Below are 23,711 nucleotides of genomic sequence, written 5' to 3' on the forward strand. Positions count from 1 at the left end.
GAGTTAGGCTTTTTCTCGAATGACCAAAACGCCATCTTCCATATCTGCTTCCAGATGTTTAGCATCTAGGTGATCCAAGTGGAAGTCCGTCACCTTATCACGGATTTGTTGTTCGACTACGCGTCGGAGAGGACGAACACCCATGACTTCGTCATAACCTTCTTCTGTGATAAAGTCCTTAGCTGCTTGGCTGACTTCCAAATCAATATCTTTCTTAGCCAAGGTTTGGTTTACTTCAGCCAACATCAAGTCCACAATCTTAGAAAGGTCTTCCTTATTTAAGTGTGAGAACTCGATAACTGCGTTAAAGCGGTTAAGAAACTCTGGACGGAAGAATGGTTTCAAGCGATCCATCAACTCTGGTTTATCTGCATCTTCTGTCAAGTTGGCTTCATAGCCAAATCCAGCATTTGATGTCGCGATAATGACAGTGTTCTTGAAGTTCACGGTATTTCCTTGGCCATCTGTCAAACGACCATCATCCAAGACTTGGAGGAGGAGGGTGATTACTTGAGGATCAGCCTTTTCAATTTCGTCCAAGAGAATGATAGAGTATGGATTACGACGAACTCGTTCTGTCAAGGTATTGCTATTGTCATCATACCCCACATAACCTGCTGTTGTACCGATTAACTTAGAAACAGCTGTGCGGTCACTATATTCAGACATATCCAAACGGATAATCGCATCCTTGGTTCCAAACATATCGAGCGCCAATTGCTTAGCAAGCTCGGTCTTCCCAACCCCAGTAGGCCCTACAAAGAGGACGCTACCGATTGGGCGATTGCCTTCATCAAATCCTGCACGGTTACGACGGATAGCACGAGCCACTGCTTCTACTGCCTTATCTTGGCCGATAACCTTGTGTTCCAAACGATGAGCCATATCTTTCAAACGTTCGATGTCTGATGCTCCCATTTGTGATACCGGAATACCAGTCATACGTTCTACAGATTCAGCCACATCGTTGACACTCGCAGTCACCTTCATATCTTCTGTGTGGTTTTCGATTTTCTTTTCTAATTCTGCAATGCGTGTTTTAGCATTAAGAGCTGCTTCGAAATCTTCTGCCTCAACTGCTTTTTCTTGCTTGTCCTTTTCTGCCTCGATTTCCCGTTCGACAGCATGAACATCTGTTACTGGATGTTGAGCTGCCAAGTGAGCAGCTGTTACATCGACAAGGTCAATGGCCTTATCTGGCAAGCTACGTTGAGGAATGTATTGGACAGAATAATCCACTGCTGCTTTCAAGACTTCGTCTGGCAAGATAACATTGTGGTGTTGTTGATAAAGATCACGAATTCCTTGAAGGATTTTAAAGGTATCCTCTGCTGAAGGAGCATTGACCTTGACTTCGTTGAAACGACGAGCAAGAGCTGCATTCTTTAAGATAGTGTTACGGTATTCGTCTTGAGTCGTTGCCCCAATAACAGTCAACTCACCACGAGAGAGAGCTGGCTTGAGAATGTCCGCAAGCCCCTTGGAGCCACTGTCTCCACCAGTGCTACCAGCACCGAGAATTTGATGAATTTCATCAAAGAAGAGGATAATATTCCCTGCTTCTTTCACCTCGTTGACTAGGTTTTGAACGTTTTCTTCAAAGCTACCACGGTATTGAGTACCAGCCTCAAGACCTGAGATATCAATAGAAATAATTTCCTTGTTCTTGATGGCTGCCGGAACATCTCCATTCACAATCGCTTGTGCTAGACCTTCGACAACGGCTGTCTTACCAACACCTGCATCTCCGACTAGAACAGGATTATTTTTCGTACGACGTGAGAGGATTTCAGATGTTTCTTGAATTTCCTTGTTTCGTCCGATAACAGGATCCAACTTGCCCTCACGAGCTTCCGCTGTCAAGTTACGACCTAGTTTAGCAAGGACACCGTCTTGTTTCATACCTGAAGCGTGTTGTTGCATTTGCGCATCAGATTCTGCATTTCCTGGCAATTGACCAGTTGCACGATAGTGAGCAAATTCCTCAGGTGTCACTTCACGTCCATTAATCAAGTAGCGACGGTTTTCAGAACTGTATCCTCGCATGCCACCCATCAATTGGTTAAATAAATCATCCATGTTGTTAAAGTTATTAAAGTTGTTGTTCATATTCTTTACCTCGTTTATTCTTAATTAGATGCGATCTCTGATATTGACTATCTTTGACCTTTGTTTTAAAAATTTTAGACTAGCTAACCTGCTACCCTAAGAATAATTTCTGGTTTTTCTTTTTTAAATAAGCCTTTTATCATTTTCTTTTCAAAGTCTGTTAGATTTAACATAGGCCTCACCCCTTTCTTGGGATTCTATAGCTCATTCTCAAAGACTAATTTCTTGAAAATAAGCTTTTTAAGGAATTCATTTTCCTTATGTTTCTACTATATCACATTGGTCAGTAAAAGTCAATAATTTTTTGACCAAATTTGACTATTTTAAAAAATTTTTTTGAAAGACAAAAAAGCCAGTCATATCGACTGGCTTTCTTTCTATTCTAATTGAATATTAGCTCAATGCGTCATCCATTGAAAGAACTTCGTGGAAGACACGTTGTGTCAATTCAGTTTTTTGTTCTGGAGTGAGGTATTTAGTGTTTACACAGTATCCAGAGATACGCACGATAACATCTTCACCTGACATGATCTTTTCGTAAACATCGTTCAAGTCCATAACGTTCAAGTTAACGTGTTGTCCACCGTTTTCGAAGTAACCATCAAGGATTGTTACCAAGTTATCCACTTGTTCGTCACGAGTCTTACCAAGAGCACGTGGAGAAACTTGAGTTGTTAATGAGATACCGTCAGCTGCGTAACCAAAGTCTAGGCTAGCAAGTGAGTTCAAGTTTTGCAACCATCCACCTTTAGCTTTGTTAGATGGGTTAGCACCTGGTGAGAAGAATTCAAGTTTAGACAAGTTCACAGAACCATCTTCGTTGAGGTATACACCTTTGTGGACTGGTGAGTTACCAGTTTGTTTAGAGTAAGCAACGTTAGATGTGATTGTCAAAAGTGATACTGTAGCTTCTGCATCTTTGTAAAGTTTGTGACTACGTAGACGAGTTGTGTAAGCTTCGATCAACCATTCTGCTAATTCGTTTGAACGTGGGTCATCTTCACCCCAACGTGGGTATTCACCGATTGTTTCGTAATCGTAGATGTAGCCATCCTCATCACGGATTGGTTTAACAGTGGCGTATTTAATCGCTGACAATGTATCAACAGTGTTAGCAAATCCACAGATACCGAATCCCATGTTGGCACGTTGTTTAGTTGGCAAGAAGGCCATTTGAACAGCTTCGTAGTTGTACTTGTCAGTCATGTAGTGGATGATGTTCAAAGCATCTACATAAGTGTCAGTCAACCAATCAAGAGATTTTTCAAAGTTCGCTTTAACTGATTCGAATTCAAGAACTTCGTCACGGATAGGATCGATGTCAAATACTTTGTAGTCTTTGTGAACATCGTCGTAACCACCGTTCAAACCAGTAAGAAGGGCTTTAAGAACGTTTACACGAGCACCGAAGTACTGGATGTTGTGGCGTTGATCTTCGTTTTCTGGGTCAAGTGGTGACACACAGCATGAGATACAGCTCATTTCTCCGTATCCATCTTTAGCCATTGTTGTTACACCTTCGTATTGGATAGAAGAGTGTTTGTGGCTCATGTGCATACAGTAGCGACGGAAGTTGTATGGCAATTTGTCAGTCCAAAGAACTGTCAAGTTTGGCTCTGGAGAGTTACCGATGTTGTCAAGAGTGTTCAAGAAACGGTAGTCCATCTTAGTAACACGATGACGACCGTCGTTACCCATACCAGCCATAGAAGTTGTGATGAAGGTTGGGTCACCTGAGTACAATTGGTCATAAGCTTTTGTACGAGCAAATTTAACTGTACGAAGTTTCATAACGAAATCATCAACGAACTCTTGGATTTCTGATTCAGTAAATGTACCACGAGCAAGGTCACGTTCTGCAAAGATATCAAGTACGATTGGCACACGTCCTAGAGACGTTGCAGCACCGTTGATCACACGGCAGACAGCCATGAAGGCGATGTTAACCCATTGGATCGCTTCTTTAACGTTCATCGCTGGTTTGCGAACATCAACTCCGTAAAGGTCACCCAAGCGAACAACTTGTTGCAATGCTTGGTATTGAAGGTTTACTTCTTCACGAAGACGGATTGTTTCTTCATCAATTTCTTTAATTGCATTCCAGTCGTTTACTTTTTCTTGCATCAAATAATCTGCACCGTAAAGAGCAAGACGTGCGTAAACACCAATGATACGTCCACGTGAGTAGGCATCTGGAAGACCAGTTACAGTGTGAGCGTGACGAGCACGACGGATGTTTGAAGTGTAAGCACGGAAGATACCGTCGTTAACTGTTGTTACATATTTAGTGAAGATTTCGTGAACAGCTGGATCTGGTTCGTATCCATTTTCTTTCAAAGTCGTTTCAGCCATACGGATACCACCTTTTGGCATGAAGTTCAATTTGAAGAGTTCATCGTTTTGGATACCAAAGATCAATTCGTTTTCTTTGTCGATAAATCCAGCAGGAATATCAGCAATAGATGTTGGACGAGTGTCCATTGGGAAACGAGTTTCTTCGTAGTGTGCTTTTGTTTCTTCTACAATCTTTTTGATGTGAAGTGAACGTTCTGTTGGTCCAGCAAGGAAGCTTTCATCTCCATCGTAAGGTGTGTAGTTAGCTTGAACGAAGCGAGAAACGCTTGCTTTTTCTTTCCAATCTACGCCTTTGAAGCCTTCCCAAGCTTTGTCAAAAATGTCTTGTGCTTCAACAACTGTCTTAACAACCATGTTAATGTCCTCATTTTTCTTTCTAGCAACAGTCATCTGTTACATTCATGAGACCAGTATACCATACAGTAACCGATTTCAACAAGAGAAAAAAGGCTTTTTTATCACTTTCTTTTCTAATACAGTCTGTTTATCGGCGCAATCTGTGTTATATATTTGAAAGAATGAGTACTCTTTTCCATTTTTTCAGAAAAAAAGGTATAATGAATAAAAAATGACATTAGAAAGGAAGCAAAATGCTCATATTTCCATTGATTAATGATTTGTCCAGAAAAATCATCCATATCGACATGGATGCCTTTTTTGCTGCGGTGGAAATAAGAGACAATCCTAAGTTAAAAGGAAAACCTGTCATTATTGGGAGCGATCCCAGACAAACAGGCGGACGAGGAGTTGTGTCTACCTGTAGCTACGAAGCACGAGCTTTTGGTGTTCATTCAGCCATGAGTTCTAAAGAAGCTTATGAGCGTTGTCCTCAAGCCGTCTTTATCTCGGGAAATTATGAAAAATACAAAACTGTGGGACTTGAGATTCGAGCTATTTTTAAACGTTACACCGACCTGATTGAACCTATGAGTATTGACGAAGCCTACTTGGATGTGACAGAAAATAAACTCGGTATCAAGTCAGCTGTCAAAATAGCTCGTCTCATCCAACAGGATATCTGGCAGGAACTACACCTGACTGCTTCTGCTGGCGTTTCTTACAATAAATTTTTAGCTAAAATGGCCAGCGATTATCAAAAGCCACATGGTTTGACAGTTATCCTCCCAGATCAGGCCCAAGACTTTCTCAAACAAATGGATATTGCTAAATTTCATGGAGTGGGCAAGAAAACAGTTGAACACCTTCATGAAATGGGCATTTATACTGGTGCAGACTTATTGGATGTCTCAGAAGTCACTTTAATCGATCGGTTCGGCAGACTCGGTTTTAACCTTTATCGAAAGGCTAGGGGCATTCATAATTCACCGGTCAAGGCCGACCGCATTCGTAAGTCCATCGGCAAGGAGAAAACCTATGGAAAGATCCTACAAGTAGAAGAAGACATCAAAAAAGAGCTGACTCTACTCTCCGAAAAGGTAGCTCTCAATCTCAGTAAACAGGACAAAGCTGGAAAAATCATTATCCTAAAAATACGATATGCTGACTTCTCCACTCTAACTAGACGAAAAAGCCTCCCACAAGCAACACAGGACGCTAGTCAGATTTCTCAAACTGCCCTTCAACTCTACGAAGAACTAGCTGAAAAAGAGAAAGGCGTTCGTTTGCTAGGAGTAACAGTAACAGGATTTTAAAAAGCTTGAAGGCCCCCCTTCAAGCTTTTTCTTATACAAATAAACGCACAAAACTATAGAGCAACAAGACACTACCAAGTACGATACGGTATTTACCAAAGAGTGTAAAGTCGTGCTTCTTCACATAGCTGGTCAAGAAACGAATGGCAACCATGCTGACCGCAAAGGCAACACCCATAGCGACTAAGAGCAAGAATAATTGCCCAAAACTCAAGAGTTGACCTGCTTTAATAAATTTGAAAATCTTTAAAGCACTGGCTCCGAACATAACAGGAATTCCGAGATAGAAGGTAAACTCTGTTACGACTGAGCGACTTGTTCCATTCAACAAACCACCAACGATAGTCGCACCTGAACGGCTCGTTCCTGGGAAGAGGGCGAGGACTTGAAAGAGTCCAATGTAAAGGGCTGTTTTATAAGGCAACTTGTCTAACTCTGTTACTGTTGGTTCAATAGCTTGAGCCTTATTTCTTTTTTCAAGATAGATAAAGGCAACCCCGTAAATAATCAACATAATCGCAACTGAAACCATGTTATGGAAGTTGGCATCAAACCAATCATCTAATTTAAAGACCAATAGCAAAGGCAAGGTCGCAACCAAGACTTTTGACCACAATTGCCAAGTTCTACGAACTTCGACCTTAGTTTTACCAGGTTTGAAAGGATTAAGCTTGTTAAAGTAAATGACCATAACTGCTAAAATGGCACCAAGCTGAATGACAACATTAAACATAGACATGAAGGCTTCATTTTGGTCCTTGTATTGGACAAATTCTTCAACCAATATCAAGTGGCCAGTACTTGAAATGGGCAACCATTCTGTAATTCCTTCAACAATCCCAAAAAAGATTGACTTCAAAATTTCAATAAAATACATACATTACTCCTTTTTCTGTCCTCTATTATAGCATAATTTCGGATGTTGTGATAGATTTTTCTAGAAGGCGCCGATGCTACCACCGCCTCCACCTCCTGAGAATCCTCCACCCGAACTTCCACTTCCAGAAGATACAGAGTAGGTACTTGCTGTGTTTGCAATACTAGCATAGTGACTCATTTGAGCAGTTGAATGATAAAACATACTGTGCCAGCCATAAGCTACGTAAAGATTGATATCTGGGTTCTCAACTTGAATCTGATAAGATTTCATCAAATGACTCACCTTGTCCGCATAACCAAATAAAGTAGCATAGACAAGGAGGCGATTCCAAAGAACAATACTCTCTAATTCTGCCTTGTCTAGATGGGCGATATCGCGAAGCATGTTTTCAAAACTAGTCCAGAGATAGTACGCTTCTAATCCTTCTTCGTTTAAAACACCATCACGAGTATCAAATCGGGTCGTCCAATAATAGACGGCAGCTAACATCAAGCTCACAAACCCAAGGATAGGAAGTGGCAGGGAAAGATACCCGTGAGCATCCAAACTGTACAAGAACCAGCCAAAACCAACGAAAGCAGGTAGAAGTGTAGAGACACCTATCGTCAATCGCAGGATTTTTTCCCCATTACTCAGTGGACGATAATAATCTGGAAGTTGCAAAGAGGAAACCCGCTTTCTCACCCCATCCTGCATCTGCTTCAGAGCTTGCTCGAAAGAAGACTTAAGCTTACGTCCTGTTTTCTGAATCCTTTTTTCATCAGCTGCTTTTGCACCTTGGTAAAGACTAGTTGACACTTGGTAATCTGCAAACAAATCTGAAACAAGCACTTCTTCTCTTCCTGAAAAGGCCAAATTAAGACAATCTTTTTCAAAACTTGCCAATCCTTTTTCTTTTACGACTTTTAGACGGACCTCATCTCCATTTGAGATGATTGAAATATTTCCACGGTCGATCACATCCAATAAGGTTGCCTGAACGAGTTGGTCAAAGGTGAACTTCCCTCCTCCCTTGGTCAAGGGACTGACTTCCTCTAAAGAAGTGGAGTAAACAGATTCCGATAAAACCATCGGTTCTAAGTCCATTGGCGGTTCGTAGAGACGGTGATTTTTAGCATGTTTCTTCGATGGGGAGGTTTTTCTTCGGTAAATGCGATAGAAAATGACACTAAAGACTAAAGAAAGCGAGAGTAAAAAAGGGATAACCCACGTAACCAGAGCTTTGCTTTGAGCTTTTTCAGCAGCAATGGACTCCTCTATTTTTTCAAATTCTGCTAAACGATTGCCCTTCAATCCCTGATCCAAAGCTGTTCCAAAATCTTTTCTAGGCCAATAGGCATGCAATTCAACCCCACGCTGACGAGGTAGGTTCTGCAAATGAACACGATAATCACCACCTGTCTTCTCTACCTTGCCCTCTGTAAAGAGTTTCCCTGTATGAAAGAAAAGTTTTTCAGCTCCATTAAAGCCTGTTACCCGAAACTCAAAATTTTCGATAGGTTCTGAACTATCTGTCAAGGGTTGCCAATTAAGTTCCGCGATATCATCATATAGAAATAGGAGGTTTTTTAGTTGCCATGTGATTACCACTTCAACGGTATCCCCTTCTTGGCCTGGATTATACACTTTTACAGTATAACCTTCCGATTCTTCTATCACTTCACTATTGACATTCTCAATGGCGCTAGCATTTTTCCATACCTGAACCTTTGGACTGGAATCTATTTCAAAGCCCTTTGGCATCTTACCAGAACGGCCAAGTCCTACTAGTTGTCCATTAAAGTCTTCATCAAAATAATAGACTACTTTTTCCCTAAATTCTGCCGTATTATATGCATGAATATACAAATCACCTTGATAAGAGCGAATCTTAAAATCAACCGCAAAAACAGAGAGTGGTAAAATACAAAACAAGCTAAATAAAAGCACGAAAAAAGTCTTTTTCACAACACAATCCCCTTTTTATCTTTGCTATCATTATATCATTTTTTATAAGTAAAGGCTTACTTGTATTGAAAATCTCACCATTTTTAGATACAATAGAGAGAAGTCATTTTTAGACTAGAAATAGGAGAAAACATGAAAAAATTATGCTTATCTATCCTTGCTAGCCTAGCCCTTACACTGGGACTAGTTAGCCAAGTCCAAGCCGACGAATATTTACGCATCGGGATGGAGGCAGCTTACGCTCCCTTCAACTGGACACAAGACGATGATAGTAACGGCGCCGTCAAAATTGACGGTACCAACCAATACGCCAATGGCTACGATGTCCAAATCGCTAAAAAGATTGCCAAAGACCTAGGCAAGGAACCTTTAGTCGTTAAAACCAAGTGGGAAGGACTTGTTCCTGCTCTTACTTCTGGCAAAATCGATATGATCATTGCAGGTATGAGCCCAACGGCTGAACGTAAACAAGAAATTGCCTTTTCAAGCAGTTACTATACTAGTGAACCTGTTCTATTGGTCAAAAAGGACTCTGCCTATGCCAACGCCAAATCTTTAAACGACTTTAGCGGAGCAAAAATCACGTCTCAACAAGGCGTTTATCTCTATGATTTGATTTCCCAAATCCCTGGCGCCAAGAAGGAAACAGCCATGGGGGATTTTGCTCAGATGCGTCAAGCACTTGAAGCAGGTGTCATCGATGCCTATGTTTCAGAACGCCCTGAAGCCCTGACCGCTGAATCTGCCAACTCCAAATTCAAGATGGTCCAGCTTGACAAAGGCTTTGAAACTGGAGAAGAAGACACCTCTATTGCCATTGGTCTTCGCAAGGACGATAGTCGCATCAGTCAAATCAATGCCAGCATCAAAACCATTTCCAAGGACGAACAAGTAGCTCTCATGGATCGGATGATTAAAGAGCAGCCGGTGGAGGCGACAACAACGGAGGAAGAAAGCAGCTTCTTTAGTCAAGTCGCTAAGATTCTTTCTGAAAACTGGCAACAACTCTTACGTGGTGCTGGTATCACACTCTTGATCTCCATTATCGGGACTATCACAGGGCTTATTATCGGGCTTGCAATCGGAGTCTTCCGTACAGCCCCTCTATCTGAAAACAAGGCAATCTATGGCTTGCAAAAACTACTTGGCTGGATCCTCAATGTTTATATTGAAATTTTCCGTGGTACACCAATGATTGTTCAATCTATGGTTATTTACTATGGTACAGCGCAAGCCTTCGGAATCAATCTCGATCGTACACTTGCAGCCATCTTCATCGTTTCAATCAACACGGGTGCCTACATGACAGAAATCGTCCGTGGAGGTATCCTAGCAGTTGACAAGGGACAATTTGAAGCCGCAACTGCTCTTGGTATGACCCATAATCAGACCATGCGCAAGGTTGTCCTCCCTCAGGTCGTTCGCAATATCTTACCTGCTACTGGTAATGAGTTTGTCATCAATATCAAAGATACCTCTGTACTGAATGTTATCTCTGTGGTGGAACTCTACTTCTCTGGTAATACTGTGGCCACCCAAACTTATCAATACTTCCAGACATTTACAATCATCGCCGTGATTTACTTTGTCCTCACCTTCACAGTGACCCGTATCTTGCGCTTCATCGAAAGACGCATGGACATGGATACCTACACTACAGGTGCTAATCAAATGCAAACGGAGGACTTGAAATAATGAATCAACCCATTCTTGAAATTAAACACCTCAAAAAATCCTATGGACAAAATGAAGTCTTAAAAGACATCTCTCTGTCAGTCCACAAAGGAGAGGTTATCTCCATCATCGGGAGCTCAGGAAGCGGAAAATCAACCTTCCTACGTTCTATCAACCTACTTGAAACACCTACTGAGGGGGAAATTCTCTACCGAGGAGAAAACGTCCTTGCAAAAGGCTATGACCTTACTCACTATCGTGAAAAGCTCGGAATGGTTTTTCAATCCTTCAATCTCTTTGAAAACCTCGATGTTCTCGAAAATACGATCGTCGCCCAAACGACTGTCCTTAAACGAGAACGCTCTGAAGCTGAAAAAATTGCCAAAGAAAATCTTGAAAAAGTCGGCATGGGAGAACGCTACTGGCAAGCCAAACCCAAACAACTCTCTGGTGGCCAGAAGCAACGTGTGGCCATCGCTCGCGCCCTCTCCATGAATCCTGACGCCATACTTTTTGACGAACCAACATCTGCCCTGGATCCAGAAATGGTCGGTGAAGTCCTTAAAATCATGCAAGATCTAGCTCAAGAAGGCTTGACCATGATCGTCGTCACCCACGAAATGGAGTTCGCCCGCGATGTCTCACACCGTGTCATCTTTATGGATAAGGGTGTCATTGCCGAAGAAGGCAAGCCAGAAGACCTCTTCACGAACCCTAAAGAAGAACGAACGCGAGAATTTCTTCAGCGCTATCTCAAATAACAAACAAAGACTGCATAAAATATGTAGTCTTTTTACTAACTCTTTTCAAAACAAAAGGCAGACCCATTTTAAGAATCTGCCTGTAAGCCTAGTTTAATCTTCAAATTTTTCATGATTCTTGTCATAAAAATCAATCAAACCTAGGGCTGTTTCAAATGAAATATTTTTCACTTTTGCACGACCTTGTGCCAAAGCAATGATTGACATTTCACGTGCATTTGTTTCCTTAGAGATACGGTAACCTGTGATTTTCTTATCACGAACCCAGCCAACAACTGATTCTACTTTTTCAAAGTTTGATTTAGCCATGTTCTTCTCCTATTTTGTTCTTTACGATACTGAAATATATCCATTCTTTTAAGATTATCTACAAAAAACATCTACTTATTGAAAACAAATAATAAATTGTTATTACTTAGCTTTTAAAGCTGATAATATGCTTGTTCGTATATCTTCAACTCCATCAGGATTTGCTGGTAGGAAGATGGTGTTATTGCCCTTATTGTCTGCGAAATTATTCAAGGTATCCAAATACTGATTTGTTAATAGAATGGACATAATCTGGGCTTCCGTGAGTTCAACATTAGCTCCTTTTAATTCTTGAATAGAATCAGCAAGTCCATCAACAATCGCCTTACGCTGTTCTGCAATCCCTACCCCGTGTAGGCGATCTTTTTCTGCCTCTGCTTCTGCCGCAGTCACGATTTTAATCTTATCTGCTTCTGCAAGTTCTTGCGCTGCAACTCTTTTACGTTGTGCTGCATTGATTTCATTCATTGATTGTTTAACTTCAGCGTCAGGCTCAACCTTCGTAATCAATGTTTTTACAATGATGTAACCATATGTAGACATTTCTTCTGCTACTTGCTTTTGAACTTCTAATGCAATTTCATCTTTTTTCTCAAATAGTTCATCCAAGGTCAATTTAGGTACAGATGAACGCAAGGCATCCTCAATATAGGATTTGATTTGAGCTTCTGGTCTCATTAGTTTATAGTAAGCATCTGTGACATTATTCTCATTCACTCGATACTGAGTCGCCACATTCATGGTCACAAATACATTATCTTGTGTTTTTGTTTCCACGACGATCTCACTTTGCAATAGACGCAACTGCACCCTGGCCGCAATTCTATCAATTCCAAAAGGTGCTCGTACATGAATACCACTATTACTCAACTTTTGGTATTTACCAAAACGCTCGATAATAGCGACAGACTGTTGCCTTACAACGTACACAGAGCTGACAATAATCGCTGATGTAATCAGCACTAGAATAAAGAGAACAAGTAAAACATGTAAAACCATGGGAATCTCCCCCTTTCGTCACAATCATTATAGCATCATTATAGGAAATTGGCAAATAATATGATAGCAAATTTATTTTAGACTAGCATATTATACAAAGTCTCATTTCCGTTCAGATTGATATAAGATGGGTCAAACTTTTCCATCCGATGAATCAAGCCAGCATAATCATGCTTATCAGCAAGAGCAATCCCAATCAAGACCGGCCCTGTCCCCTTGCTGGCCCGTTTGATATACTCAAAACGAGTGATATCATCATGCGGTCCCAAGATGTCATTTACAAACTCACGAAGAGCCCCTGGACGTTGTGGGAAATTGACTACAAAGTAATGCTTGATGCCATCGTAAATCAAGGCACGTTCTTCCATCTCTGGCATACGGTTAATATCGTTATTTCCCCCAGAAATGATACAGCAAATTGTCTTGCCTTTGATATAGTCTGATAGAACTTCCAAGGCTGCAATGCTGGCCGCTCCAGCAGGTTCGGCGACAATTCCTTGCTTAGAATAAAGATCAATCAAGGTCTCCGAAATCAAACCCTCATCTACTCCAATAAGAGTTTCAACATTCTGACGAGTTGCTTCATAAGTCAACTGCCCAACTTTCTGCACAGCTATTCCATCAGCAAACTTGTCAATTTCTTTGAGTTTAACTGGTCCTCCAGCTTCAAAGGCTGCCTTCATCGAACGGGCACCATTGGCTTCTATACCAATTACTTCGATAGCGGGATTGGTTTCTTTGATATAGGTCGAAACCCCTGCAATCAATCCACCACCGCCTACTGGCACGAGTACTGTATCAAAATCAATAGACTCTTTACGGGCTTCTTCAAGAATTTCATAGGCTACAGTCCCTTGACCTGCTTGGACATGAGCATCATCAAAGGGATCAATAAAGGTACGATTTTCAGAAACTGTAAATTCTTGAGCTGCTTTAGCTGAGGCATCAAAGGTATCTCCAACTAGTTTAATGGTCACGAAGTCTCCACCAAAGAAACGAACTTGACCAATTTTTTGTTGGGGCGTTGTGATTGGCATAAAAATCGTTGCGGGAATCTTCATCTCCTTACAAGTGTAGGCGACACCTTGAGCGTGATTCCCCGCTGATGCACAGACTACACCACGCTCACGTTCTTCTTTTGTTAATTGAGAAATGGCATAATAGGCTCCGCGAATCTTAAAGGAACGAACACGCTGGGCATTCTCCTTCTTCAAATAAATCTTAGCACCATACTTCTCCGATAAATAATGATCATAATCAAGCGGAGTATTGACTACTACACCACTTAAAACTTTGTGGGCTTTCACCACATCTTTTGCACTTATCATGTCTCCTCCTCAAATACTTTACAAGGTAAAAAGCGAGTTAGGTACCCCCAACTCGCCTTCTGTTTTTATTCTAAGAATTAGTTGTAGATTTTGAATGCGTCGTCGTCGTTTTTACCAACGAATGGCATTGCTTTGCGTAATTCTGCACCAACTTTTTCAATTTCAAGGTTAGCTGCTTGTTCACGGTAAGCAGTGAGTTTTGGACGACCAGCCTTGTAGTCATTTACAAAGTCATTTGCAAATGTACCATTTTGGATGTCTGCCAAAACAGCTTTCATGTTTTCTTTGACTTGCTCAGTAATCACACGTGGACCTGATACATAGTCACCGTATTCAGCAGTGTTTGAAATAGATTGACGCATTTTCTTGAATCCACCTTCATAGATCAAGTCAACGATCAATTTCATTTCATGAAGAACTTCAAAGTAAGCCAATTCTGGGGCGTAGCCTGCTTCTGTCAAGACTTCAAAACCTGCTTCGATAAGGGCAGTCAAACCACCACAAAGTACGGCTTGTTCACCAAACAAATCTTCTTCTGTTTCTTCTTTGTAAGTTGTTTCAAGCAAACCTACACGAGCTGCTCCAACACCTTTACACCAGTCCATAGCAATGTTTTTCGCATTTCCTGTAGCGTCTTGGTAAACTGCATAAAGAGCTGGAACACCAAATCCTTCTTCGTAAGTACGACGTACCAAGTGCCCTGGTCCTTTAGGGGCACACATGAAGACATCTACATCTGCAGGAACTTTGATAAATTCAAAGTGGATGTTGAAACCATGAGCAAATCCAACTGCATTTCCAGCTTCCAAGTTTGGAGCGATTTCTGCTTCGTACAATTCTTGTTGAATTTCGTCTGGTGCCAAGATCATGATAACGTCAGCCAATTTAGTTGCTTCTGCTACTGTATAAGTGTCAAAACCATCTTCTTTTGCTTTGTCAAAAGATTTACCTGGACGCACACCGATGATGACATCACGACCTGAGTCACGCAAGTTTTGCGCATGCGCATGTCCTTGTGAACCATAACCGATAACGGCGATTTTTTTACCGTCAAGCGCTGCTACTTTAACATCTTTTTCGTATTCCATTTGAACTGCCATAGTTTTTCTCTCTTTTCTATTATTTATTGCTTTTTAGGCTGGTTTAACAAATTTATGCTGGATTTTATACTCAATAAAAATCAAAGAGTATTAGTCGCGGGTAAATCCAGTTGCACCCGTACGAGCGATATTTTTAATACCGTATGGTCGAATCACTCGCAATAAAGCATCACTCTTCTCAGCATTTCCAGTCATCTGAATAGTGATGGAGCTTGGTGCTACATCAACTACCGTTGCACGGAAAGGTTGGATAATGGCCAAGATTTCTGCACGCTTCTCAGCAGGAGCAGATACCTTTACCAAGATAACTTCTCTTTCCAAATGTGGTTTATCTGTGATATCTCGAATGCGAATCACATCAATCTGACGATTGAGCTGTTTAATGATTTGCTCCACTTCATCATGAGAAGCCACATCAATAATGATGGTAATCCGTGATACATCAGGATTCTCTGTCGCACCAACTGAGATACTCTCAATGTTGACCTGACGACGAGAAAGGACACCTGTAAAGCGATTGAGGACTCCTGAACGATTTTGTAGTTTTGCTGTTAACATTCTACGCATGGAACTTCACCCCCAACATCTCATGATTGCTCTTACCGGCTGGTACCATTGGTAAAACTTGTTCCTTACGAGAAATATCCACCTCGATAAACATCGGCACATCTTCCAGAATGACTTCTAAATCCTTCTCTATCGTCTCTGGATTATCAAATTTATAATTTTTGATGCCGTAAGCCTGTGCCATCAGCTGGAAATCAGGAAGTGTATCAAAGACTGATTCGGAAGTTCTACCCTCATAGAAGGATTCCTGCCACTGACGGACCATTCCTAGGGAGTGGTTATTCAACATGACAACCTTAATCGGCACCTTGTAGATGTTTAGGATAGCTAGTTCCTGGTTGGTCATCTGGAAACCACCATCACCGACAAAAAGGATAACTTCTTTTTCTGGATTGGCAATCTTGGCTCCGATGGCCGCAGGAACTCCAAATCCCATGGTACCCAAACCACCAGAAGTGACTAACTGACGCTCATTTTGGTAAGGATAATACTGAGCTGTCCACATTTGGTGTTGCCCTACGTCTGTGACAACAATGGCATCTCCATTCGTCAACTCACCGATGCGTTCAATAACAGCCTGCGGTTGAACCACACGTTCTTTCTTATCATAAGAACGAACTCGATTCTTGTCCTTGGTGACTTTTTCAATCCACTTTTCAGTATTGTTATGAACAGTTGGTTCTGCCAGTAGCATCTGCAAGGCTTTCTTAGCATCCCCCACTACAGGAATATCTGCACTGATAATCTTACCAATCTCAGCTGGGTCAACATCGATATGGGCAACCTTAGCATTCTTCGCGAAGGTCTTAGGGTTCCCAGTCAAGCGGTCATCGAAACGGCAACCAATACTAATCATAAAGTCCGCTTCCGTCATTGCAATGTTGGCTGCGAAAGAACCGTGCATGCCTCCCATCCCTAGGAAGAGCGGATGACTCGTTGCAATGGTTCCTTGCCCCAAAAGACTAGTGACTACTGGAATTTGATAACGCTCAGCAAATTCATTGAGCTCCTTAGAAGCTTCCGCATAGCTGATACCACCGCCTGCTAACAAGACAGGTTTCTTGGCCTTTGACAATTGTTTCAAGATTTTCTTGATTTGCATGTCGTTTGGTTCTATCGTCGGTTGGTAACTTGGTAAATTCACCTCCGGCGAATAGATGAAATCTGTCTCTAGAGCTGATACATCCTTTGGCAAGTCAATCACAACTGGACCTGGACGACCTGTTGTTGCGATATGAACAGCTTCCGTAATGATACGAGGAATATCTGCTGTCTCACGAACTTGGTAATTGTACTTGGTAATGGGCATGGTAATACCCACGATGTCTGCTTCCTGAAAGGCATCCTTTCCAATTCCCGCTCTTGCAACTTGACCTGTAAAGACCAAAAGGGGAACGCTATCGCTCATGGCATCTGCAATCCCTGTAATGGCATTTGTTGCTCCCGGCCCACTCGTGACGACGGCAACGCCCAACTTTCCAGTTGATTTGGCATATCCTTCAGCTTCGTGCAAACAACCTTGCTCATGACGTCCTAAGATGTGGCGAATACCTTTAAAATTGTATATCGCATCATACAAAGGTAAGACTGCACCACCAGGATAACCAAAAATGGTATCAATCCCTAAGTCCCGAAGTGTTTCCAAAACTAGGTCCGACCCCGTCTTAGGAGATTCTAAACTGATTTTCTCCATTGTTCCCCTTTCTCTTCTCTTAAAAATAGCTTGTTACTATCATACCATTTTTTCAAAAATTTTCAAGACAAAAGAAGCAATTTTCTGAATTTTCTATCTAAACGTGTTTTTATGAATGTTTTTCCTATTTTTATAAATATGAATAGGGAATTGAACGATTTTATTACTGCTAAATTTAGTTTAGGGTATATTTTTCTAACCTTCCTTGATATAGAACATAAAAAGGAAGCCACTAAGTGACTTCCTTCTAGAGTGAGGACTGATTAGTCTTCACCTTTGTTTTTCTTAATGATTTCTTCTTGTACTGACTTAGGTACATCTTCGTAATGGTCAAATACCATCATGAATGTACCACGTCCTTGAGATGCAGAACGAAGAACTGTTGCGTAACCGAACATTTCAGCAAGTGGAACGTAAGCACGAACAATTTGGCTGTTACCGTGTGCTTCCATACCATCTACACGTCCACGACGAGCAGTTACGTGACCCATAACATCACCAAGGTTTTCTTCTGGAACAGTGATGGTTACAAGCATCATTGGCTCAAGGATAGCTGGTTGTGCTGATTTAGCAGCTTCTTTAAGGGCAAGTGAAGCCGCAATCTTGAAGGCAGTTTCAGATGAGTCGACATCGTGGTATGAACCATCGTAAAGTTTAGCTTTAACGTCAACCATTGGGTAACCTGCAAGAACACCGTTAGCCATAGATTCTACCAAACCTTTTTCAACCGCTGGGATAAATTCACGAGGAACCACACCACCGACGATTGCGTTTTCGAATTCGAATCCTTTACCTTCTTCGTTTGGAGTAAATTCAATCCATACATCACCGAATTGACCTTTACCACCAGACTGACGTTTGAAGAATCCACGTGCTTGAGTAGAAGCGCGGAATGTTTCACGGTAAGATACTTGAGGAGCACCTACGTTCGCTTCAACCTTGAACTCACGACGCATACGGTCAACAAGGACGTCAAGGTGAAGTTCACCCATACCTGAGATAACTGTTTCACCAGTTTCAACGTTTGTTTCAACGCGGAATGTTGGATCTTCTTCAGCCAATTTTTGAAGGGCAATACCCATCTTGTCTTGGTCTGCTTTAGATTTTGGCTCAACCATCAATTGGATAACTGGTTCTGGAACGTTGATTGACTCAAGGATGATTTTAGCTTTTTCATCTGTCAATGAGTCACCAGTTGTAGTATCTTTCAAACCAACGGCAGCAGCGATATCACCTGAGTAAACAGTGTCAATTTCTTGACGGCTGTTAGCGTGCATTTGAAGGATACGTCCGATACGTTCACGTTTGCCTTTAGAAGTGTTCAATACGTAAGAACCTGATTGAAGAACACCTGAGTATACACGGAAGAATGTCAAACGACCTACGAATGGGTCAGTCATGATCTTGAAGGCAAGAGCTGCGAATGGCTCTTCGTCAGATGCTGGACGAGTTTCTTCTTCATCTGTATCTGGGTTGATACCTTTGATTGCTGGGATATCAAGTGGGCTTGGAAGGTAGTCGATAACCGCATCAAGCATCAATTGAACACCTTTGTTCTTGAAGGCTGATCCACACAATACTGGGAAGAATTCAACGTTGATAGTCGCTTTACGGATACCAGCTTTCAATTCTTCGTTAGTGATTTCTTCACCTTCGAGGTATTTCATCATCAATTCTTCGTCAGTCTCGGCAACTGCTTCGATCAATTTTTCACGGTATTCTTGTGCTTGTTCAAGATATTCAGCTGGAATATCCTCTTCAAGAATATCTGTACCAAGGTCGTTTGTATAGATTTCAGCTTTCATCTTGATCAAGTCGATGATACCACGGAAGTCATCTTCAGCACCGATTGGCAATTGAATTGGGTGTGCATTTGCTTGAAGACGATCGTGAAGTGTGCTTACTGAGTAAAGGAAGTCAGCACCGATTTTGTCCATTTTGTTGGCAAATACGATACGCGGAACTCCGTACTCAGTTGCTTGACGCCAAACTGTTTCAGTTTGAGGCTCAACACCTGATTGTGAGTCAAGAACAGTAACCGCACCGTCCAATACACGAAGAGAACGTTGTACTTCGATTGTGAAGTCCACGTGTCCTGGTGTGTCGATGATGTTTACGCGGTGGTTGTTCCATTGAGCTGTTGTCGCAGCAGATGTGATAGTGATACCACGTTCTTGCTCTTGCTCCATCCAGTCCATTTGTGACGCACCTTCGTGAGTTTCACCGATTTTGTGGATTTTACCAGTGTAGTAAAGAATACGCTCAGTAGTTGTTGTTTTACCGGCATCGACGTGAGCCATGATACCGATATTACGAGTTTTTTCAAGTGAAAATTCGCGTGCCATGAGATTTGTTTCTCCTATTTATTTTAATTTCTATTCTATTATAACACGATTTTAATAAAAACGGATAGGCAGGACCTACCCGTTCTCAATGTTTATCTTGTTTTTGTTGGTTTCATCTTACGAGATGGTAAGTTGAATTGAACTCGGGCTAAAGTTAATTAGCCGATTTGAGCACAATTGAACCCAGGCTAAAAGCTCAAGTTAACTGATTTGAACCCGAGCGAGGCCCGGTGCAAAAAAGATAAACTGCTTTGTGTTCACGGAACACTGCATCAGTTTCCTATTTTTGCCTTGGGCCTTTGCCGCTCTTAGTATCATTTTATTACCAACGGAAGTGTGCGAAGGCACGGTTAGCTTCAGCCATACGGTGAGTGTCTTCACGTTTCTTAACAGCTGCACCAGTGTTGTTAGCAGCGTCCAAGATTTCTTTTGCAAGACGGTCTTGCATTGTGTGTTCACCACGAAGGCGAGCGATTGTTACCAACCAACGAAGTCCAAGTGTTGTACGACGTTCTGGACGAACTTCAACTGGGACTTGGTAGTTAGATCCACCAACACGACGTGCACGTACTTCAAGTACAGGCATGATGTTTTCCATAGCTGTTTCAAATACTTCAAGTGCATCGTTGCCAGTAGCTTCTTTGATTTGCTCAAAAGCACCGTAAACGATTGAAGCAGCTGTACCACGTTTACCGTCAAGCATAACGCGGTTGATAAGACGAGTAACTAGTTGTGAATTGTAAAGCGGATCTGGCAATACTTCACGTTTTGGAGCTCTATTTTTACGACTCATTTCTCTTTATCCCCTTTCCTTATGCTTTTTTCGGACGTTTAGTACCGTATTTAGAACGGCCTTGTTTACGATCGTTAACACCTGCAGTATCAAGTGCACCACGGACGATATGGTAACGTACCCCTGGAAGGTCTTTTACACGTCCACCGCGAAGAAGCACCACGCTGTGCTCTTGCAAGTTGTGTCCGATACCTGGGATGTAGGCAGTAACTTCGATAAGGTTGCTCAAACGTACACGAGCGAATTTACGAAGGGCAGAGTTAGGTTTTTTAGGTGTCATTGTTCCAACACGAGTTGCTACACCACGTTTTTGTGGTGAAGAAACGTTTGTTTGAACTTTTTTATGACTGTTGTAACCAACGTTCAAAGCTGGTGATTTAGATTTTTCTACTTTTGATTTACGCGGTTTGCGAACCAATTGGTTAATTGTAGGCATCTACATTCTCCTGTGTTTTTTTATTTTTGGTGATGATACACTTGGTGACAGCTACCATCTGTGTGTACTTTTGCAACATTTGTCAGCACGTCCCTGTACACTTTTGAGAGACCAAAAGTAAAAAGTACCGTCTATTATTGTAACACAATTTTTCCTTCATTGTCAAGATATTTTTCATTTTTATTCTGATCTTTTAACTCTTTGACACTAGCTTTCACCGCTTTTCTAAACAAAAAAAGGAGGCGATTTGCATCCTCCTTTCTAGTATGGATTTCCTTCGATTCAAGCTATCGTTTCAGAATTTTTTAACCCTTCTTATCAAAGCCAACCAGATTCTTTTGCAATGTTGGCTGCATCTGTTCGATTACTAGCTTCTAGTTTCGAAAGAATATTGGTGACATAGTTTCGGACGGTTCCATTTGATAGATAGAGTTGGTCTGCGATTTCTTGATTAGACAAGCCCTGAGCAATTCCCTTTAAAACAGCGATTTCTTGTTCTGTTAACGGATTGGGATGCGTCATCACCACTTCCATCAATTCAGGCGAATATTCCTTACGTCCTTCGAGAACAGTGTGCAAGGTTTGCATGAGATCTGCAACGCTTCTTTCTTTTAAGACATAAGCATCCACTCCAGCCTTGACCGCACGTTCAAAATAGCCAGGACGCTTGAAGGTCGTCACCACAACCACCTTTGTTTCTGGCTTTTCTGCTCGAATCCATTCCAAGACTTCGAGACCTGTCTTAACGGGCATTTCTACGTCAAGGATGGCGATATCCACAGACTCCTTTTCTAAGAGTTGGATGGCTTCTTGTCCATCCTTGGCTTGTAGGACGGATTCCACATCTGGTTGAAAGGTAAGCAACTGGCACATGGCATCTCGCAACATACTTTGATCTTCTGCAACAAGTAGTTTCATCTTAGTTTCTCTCCTTATAAGGTAGTCGTACTTGCACTTCTGTTGGACACTTCTGACTGATCACCTTTACCTCTCCCGAAAATGGAAGGACACGATCTCGAACGGTATGGAGCTCATCTCCTTTTAAAGAAGCAAAGCCACATCCATCATCTCTCACTGTTAGAATGAGTTCTTTCTCAGTTCGTTCTAATTTCAAGTAAGCTTTCGATGCTTTGGCATGTTTGATGATGTTGGTCACTAACTCAAGTAAAATCATGGAGGCCGTTGATTCTAATTCCTGAGTTAAGCTAGCAGTATCTAATTGGTGATTGATTTCCGTTTCAATTCCTGCAATTTCTAGCATTTTTTTAACAGTCGCAAACTCGGAGGCAAGTGTTCTGGTTTTGAGATTTTCAATGATGGTACGAACTTCGTTCATGGATTCTTTACTGATCTGATGAATTTCTTTTAATTCTTTTTCCACTTGAGGATAGGCCTGCATTTGAAGAAGTTGGAGGGCAAGATCCGTCTTCACACTCAACATAGCAAAAGTATGGCCTAGACTGTCATGGAGATCCTGGCCGATACGACTGCGTTCATTTTCAGCCAAGAAAAAACTGAGCTTGGCATTTTGTTTCATCTTTTCTTCTTTTATCTGTTCAGATACCTGAATCCGATAAAGACCGAAGGTCAAGGCATCAGAAACGATAAAGGTCACCAAGAAAAAGAGGAGGTGCCAGGGACTAACTTGACCAACCATAGAGATTCCAGTTAAAATCATCGGTTGTAAGACAACAAAACTGACAAAACGCCAAGAGTGGAAAGAAACCTCATCCAGCTCATAAATAAGGAGATTAGATAAATAAAAGATAAACCAAGCGAAGCTCGCATTTAGCCAGATGGAACTGTAAAAAATGTAGGCAAGCATAATCCACCAAGCTAGCCACTGCACGGTGCGATTCTGACTGATTAAAACCGAGTAGAAGGCAAGGACAAATAGTAGGGTCCATAGCAAGGTTAAAAGCGGGTAATCTCCAACGATGACACCCGCTATAGGAAAGATGATAAACACAATTGAAATATGAAACATATAATGAATGTTTTTAAATTTTTCCAACATAGATTTATTTTACCTCAATCCTTTTTTTCAGCTGGATTACCAGTACACCAAAGAAAACTGTATAGCCTAGCACAACCAAGGCAGAAAGAATATTAAATTCATGGTGTTCCAAATAAGTAGAGACGACCTGCATCAGTTGATAGGTTGGAGTCAGCTTTCCAATAGATTGGAGCCATTCTGGGAAGGAATCCAAGGGGAACCACAGTCCACCTAGAACAGCCAAAGCAATATAGGCAATATTTCCAACAACCGTCATCAGTTGAGCACTGGGTAGCAAGCTCACCAAGACCCCCATGCTGATAAAGACCACGCTTCCGATCAGCAAAATAGCACCAATTACCATCCAGTCAAGCCAAGGCAGAGTCACTCCACGGACAAAATGACCAACTGAAAAGACAACTGTAATTGATAACAAGAAAGTCAGTAGGGTACTGAACAGTTTTGATACATAATATTCTACCATAGATACGGGAGAATGTTGAATCAATTTTTGCCAGTTGTTTGTCTTATCAGACTCGAGTGTGCTTGGGATACTGAAAAAAGCACTTGACATGATACTAAAGAGCGTCATGGCAAAAAGATAGGCTTGAAGAGCAATTTCTGGAATATCTGACCCTGACATCATACCAGAAAAGATAAGGTAAAACACACTTGGAAGTCCGATGGATAGCAAGTAGTAGACTGCTTGCCGTTTCATCAGAATGATTTCCACTTTCATGAGACTTGTCATATTTTTCATCGTCAAT

The 23,711-nt window shown here is 41.6% G+C and carries 19 protein-coding genes; 3 read left to right on the forward strand and 16 right to left on the reverse strand.

What is annotated here, in order from left to right; all coding sequences use genetic code 11:
• Positions 1–3 precede the first annotated feature (3 nt).
• Both GOM47_RS08160 and pflB read right to left on the reverse strand, forming a co-directional pair.
• The gene (locus tag GOM47_RS08160) at positions 4–2,109 is read right to left on the reverse strand and encodes an ATP-dependent Clp protease ATP-binding subunit (RefSeq protein WP_235080491.1); all 2,106 of its coding nucleotides are present in this window, start codon (positions 2,107–2,109) and stop codon (positions 4–6) included.
• A gap of 393 nt (positions 2,110–2,502) precedes the next feature.
• Positions 2,503–4,818: a formate C-acetyltransferase gene (gene pflB / locus GOM47_RS08165; RefSeq protein ID WP_038804146.1), complete on the reverse strand. Its 2,316-nt coding sequence runs from the start codon at positions 4,816–4,818 to the stop codon at positions 2,503–2,505.
• A 236-nt stretch (positions 4,819–5,054) separates the two neighbouring features.
• Between pflB and dinB the strand changes: the two genes are divergently transcribed.
• Positions 5,055–6,116, forward strand: a complete 1,062-nt coding sequence (gene dinB / locus GOM47_RS08170; RefSeq protein WP_235080492.1) for a DNA polymerase IV — start codon at positions 5,055–5,057, stop codon at positions 6,114–6,116.
• 31 nt (positions 6,117–6,147) lie between these two features.
• Here dinB and GOM47_RS08175 read toward each other — a convergent pair whose 3' ends face one another.
• Positions 6,148–6,993, reverse strand: coding sequence for an undecaprenyl-diphosphate phosphatase (locus GOM47_RS08175; protein WP_000273572.1), 846 nt, complete (start codon positions 6,991–6,993; stop codon positions 6,148–6,150).
• 60 nt (positions 6,994–7,053) lie between these two features.
• Positions 7,054–8,943 carry a DUF2207 domain-containing protein gene (locus tag GOM47_RS08180; protein WP_235080493.1) on the reverse strand — a complete coding sequence of 630 codons (1,890 nt, stop codon included), beginning with the start codon at positions 8,941–8,943 and terminating at the stop codon, positions 7,054–7,056.
• 132 nt (positions 8,944–9,075) lie between these two features.
• Here GOM47_RS08180 and GOM47_RS08185 point away from each other — a divergent pair, with 132 nt between their 5' ends.
• Positions 9,076–10,638 carry an ABC transporter substrate-binding protein/permease gene (locus GOM47_RS08185; protein ID WP_235080494.1) on the forward strand — a complete coding sequence of 521 codons (1,563 nt, stop codon included), beginning with the start codon at positions 9,076–9,078 and terminating at the stop codon, positions 10,636–10,638.
• On the forward strand, positions 10,638–11,378 hold the full coding sequence (locus GOM47_RS08190; RefSeq protein ID WP_132972335.1) for an amino acid ABC transporter ATP-binding protein: 741 nt from the start codon (positions 10,638–10,640) through the stop codon (positions 11,376–11,378). The genes GOM47_RS08185 and GOM47_RS08190 overlap by 1 nt, the downstream gene beginning before the upstream one ends.
• 93 nt (positions 11,379–11,471) lie before the next feature.
• Here GOM47_RS08190 and GOM47_RS08195 read toward each other — a convergent pair whose 3' ends face one another.
• The 12 genes from GOM47_RS08195 to GOM47_RS08250 all read right to left on the reverse strand — a co-directional run bounded on the left by GOM47_RS08195 (position 11,472) and on the right by GOM47_RS08250 (position 23,704).
• Positions 11,472–11,687, reverse strand: coding sequence for a hypothetical protein (locus GOM47_RS08195; RefSeq protein ID WP_001130035.1), 216 nt, complete (start codon positions 11,685–11,687; stop codon positions 11,472–11,474).
• Between the two features lie 102 nt (positions 11,688–11,789).
• Positions 11,790–12,686 carry an SPFH domain-containing protein gene (locus GOM47_RS08200; protein ID WP_235080495.1) on the reverse strand — a complete coding sequence of 299 codons (897 nt, stop codon included), beginning with the start codon at positions 12,684–12,686 and terminating at the stop codon, positions 11,790–11,792.
• Between the two features lie 77 nt (positions 12,687–12,763).
• Positions 12,764–14,014, reverse strand: a complete 1,251-nt coding sequence (ilvA, locus tag GOM47_RS08205; protein ID WP_235080496.1) for a threonine ammonia-lyase IlvA — start codon at positions 14,012–14,014, stop codon at positions 12,764–12,766.
• 77 nt (positions 14,015–14,091) lie between these two features.
• A complete protein-coding gene (gene ilvC, locus GOM47_RS08210; RefSeq protein WP_000290685.1) occupies positions 14,092–15,114 on the reverse strand; it encodes a ketol-acid reductoisomerase in 1,023 nt (340 codons plus the stop codon).
• A 90-nt stretch (positions 15,115–15,204) separates the two neighbouring features.
• Positions 15,205–15,681, reverse strand: a complete 477-nt coding sequence (gene ilvN / locus GOM47_RS08215; RefSeq protein WP_235080497.1) for an acetolactate synthase small subunit — start codon at positions 15,679–15,681, stop codon at positions 15,205–15,207.
• Complete coding sequence (locus tag GOM47_RS08220) at positions 15,674–17,374, reverse strand: acetolactate synthase large subunit (protein ID WP_235080498.1); 1,701 nt, start codon at positions 17,372–17,374, stop codon at positions 15,674–15,676. The genes ilvN and GOM47_RS08220 overlap by 8 nt, the downstream gene beginning before the upstream one ends.
• A 263-nt stretch (positions 17,375–17,637) precedes the next feature.
• Positions 17,638–19,719: an elongation factor G gene (gene fusA / locus GOM47_RS08225; protein WP_235080499.1), complete on the reverse strand. Its 2,082-nt coding sequence runs from the start codon at positions 19,717–19,719 to the stop codon at positions 17,638–17,640.
• A gap of 322 nt (positions 19,720–20,041) precedes the next feature.
• Complete coding sequence (gene rpsG, locus GOM47_RS08230) at positions 20,042–20,512, reverse strand: 30S ribosomal protein S7 (RefSeq protein WP_004250722.1); 471 nt, start codon at positions 20,510–20,512, stop codon at positions 20,042–20,044.
• Positions 20,513–20,531: 19 nt separating this feature from the next.
• Complete coding sequence (gene rpsL, locus GOM47_RS08235) at positions 20,532–20,948, reverse strand: 30S ribosomal protein S12 (protein ID WP_001142333.1); 417 nt, start codon at positions 20,946–20,948, stop codon at positions 20,532–20,534.
• A gap of 318 nt (positions 20,949–21,266) precedes the next feature.
• Entirely contained in the window at positions 21,267–21,866 is a 600-nt protein-coding gene (locus GOM47_RS08240) for a response regulator transcription factor (RefSeq protein WP_235080500.1), read from the reverse strand.
• Position 21,867: 1 nt separating this feature from the next.
• Positions 21,868–22,965, reverse strand: coding sequence for a sensor histidine kinase (locus GOM47_RS08245; RefSeq protein ID WP_235080501.1), 1,098 nt, complete (start codon positions 22,963–22,965; stop codon positions 21,868–21,870).
• A gap of 4 nt (positions 22,966–22,969) precedes the next feature.
• Positions 22,970–23,704, reverse strand: coding sequence for an ABC transporter permease (locus GOM47_RS08250; RefSeq protein ID WP_000794227.1), 735 nt, complete (start codon positions 23,702–23,704; stop codon positions 22,970–22,972).
• Between the last annotated feature and the right edge of the window lie 7 nt (positions 23,705–23,711).

Source organism: Streptococcus oralis, assembly GCF_021497945.1.
GTDB lineage: Bacteria > Bacillota > Bacilli > Lactobacillales > Streptococcaceae > Streptococcus > Streptococcus oralis_BR.

Coding starts and splice junctions, on each gene's coding strand:
- GOM47_RS08160 (WP_235080491.1), bottom strand. CDS start 2,109: ATGAACAACAACTTTAATAACTTTAACAACATGGATGATTTATTTAAC.
- pflB (WP_038804146.1), bottom strand. CDS start 4,818: ATGGTTGTTAAGACAGTTGTTGAAGCACAAGACATTTTTGACAAAGCT.
- dinB (WP_235080492.1), top strand. CDS start 5,055: ATGCTCATATTTCCATTGATTAATGATTTGTCCAGAAAAATCATCCAT.
- GOM47_RS08175 (WP_000273572.1), bottom strand. CDS start 6,993: ATGTATTTTATTGAAATTTTGAAGTCAATCTTTTTTGGGATTGTTGAA.
- GOM47_RS08185 (WP_235080494.1), top strand. CDS start 9,076: ATGAAAAAATTATGCTTATCTATCCTTGCTAGCCTAGCCCTTACACTG.
- GOM47_RS08190 (WP_132972335.1), top strand. CDS start 10,638: ATGAATCAACCCATTCTTGAAATTAAACACCTCAAAAAATCCTATGGA.
- GOM47_RS08195 (WP_001130035.1), bottom strand. CDS start 11,687: ATGGCTAAATCAAACTTTGAAAAAGTAGAATCAGTTGTTGGCTGGGTT.
- GOM47_RS08200 (WP_235080495.1), bottom strand. CDS start 12,686: ATGGTTTTACATGTTTTACTTGTTCTCTTTATTCTAGTGCTGATTACA.
- ilvA (WP_235080496.1), bottom strand. CDS start 14,014: ATGATAAGTGCAAAAGATGTGGTGAAAGCCCACAAAGTTTTAAGTGGT.
- ilvC (WP_000290685.1), bottom strand. CDS start 15,114: ATGGCAGTTCAAATGGAATACGAAAAAGATGTTAAAGTAGCAGCGCTT.
- ilvN (WP_235080497.1), bottom strand. CDS start 15,681: ATGCGTAGAATGTTAACAGCAAAACTACAAAATCGTTCAGGAGTCCTC.
- GOM47_RS08220 (WP_235080498.1), bottom strand. CDS start 17,374: ATGGAGAAAATCAGTTTAGAATCTCCTAAGACGGGGTCGGACCTAGTT.
- fusA (WP_235080499.1), bottom strand. CDS start 19,719: ATGGCACGCGAATTTTCACTTGAAAAAACTCGTAATATCGGTATCATG.
- rpsG (WP_004250722.1), bottom strand. CDS start 20,512: ATGAGTCGTAAAAATAGAGCTCCAAAACGTGAAGTATTGCCAGATCCG.
- rpsL (WP_001142333.1), bottom strand. CDS start 20,948: ATGCCTACAATTAACCAATTGGTTCGCAAACCGCGTAAATCAAAAGTA.
- GOM47_RS08240 (WP_235080500.1), bottom strand. CDS start 21,866: ATGAAACTACTTGTTGCAGAAGATCAAAGTATGTTGCGAGATGCCATG.
- GOM47_RS08245 (WP_235080501.1), bottom strand. CDS start 22,965: ATGTTGGAAAAATTTAAAAACATTCATTATATGTTTCATATTTCAATT.
- GOM47_RS08250 (WP_000794227.1), bottom strand. CDS start 23,704: ATGAAAAATATGACAAGTCTCATGAAAGTGGAAATCATTCTGATGAAA.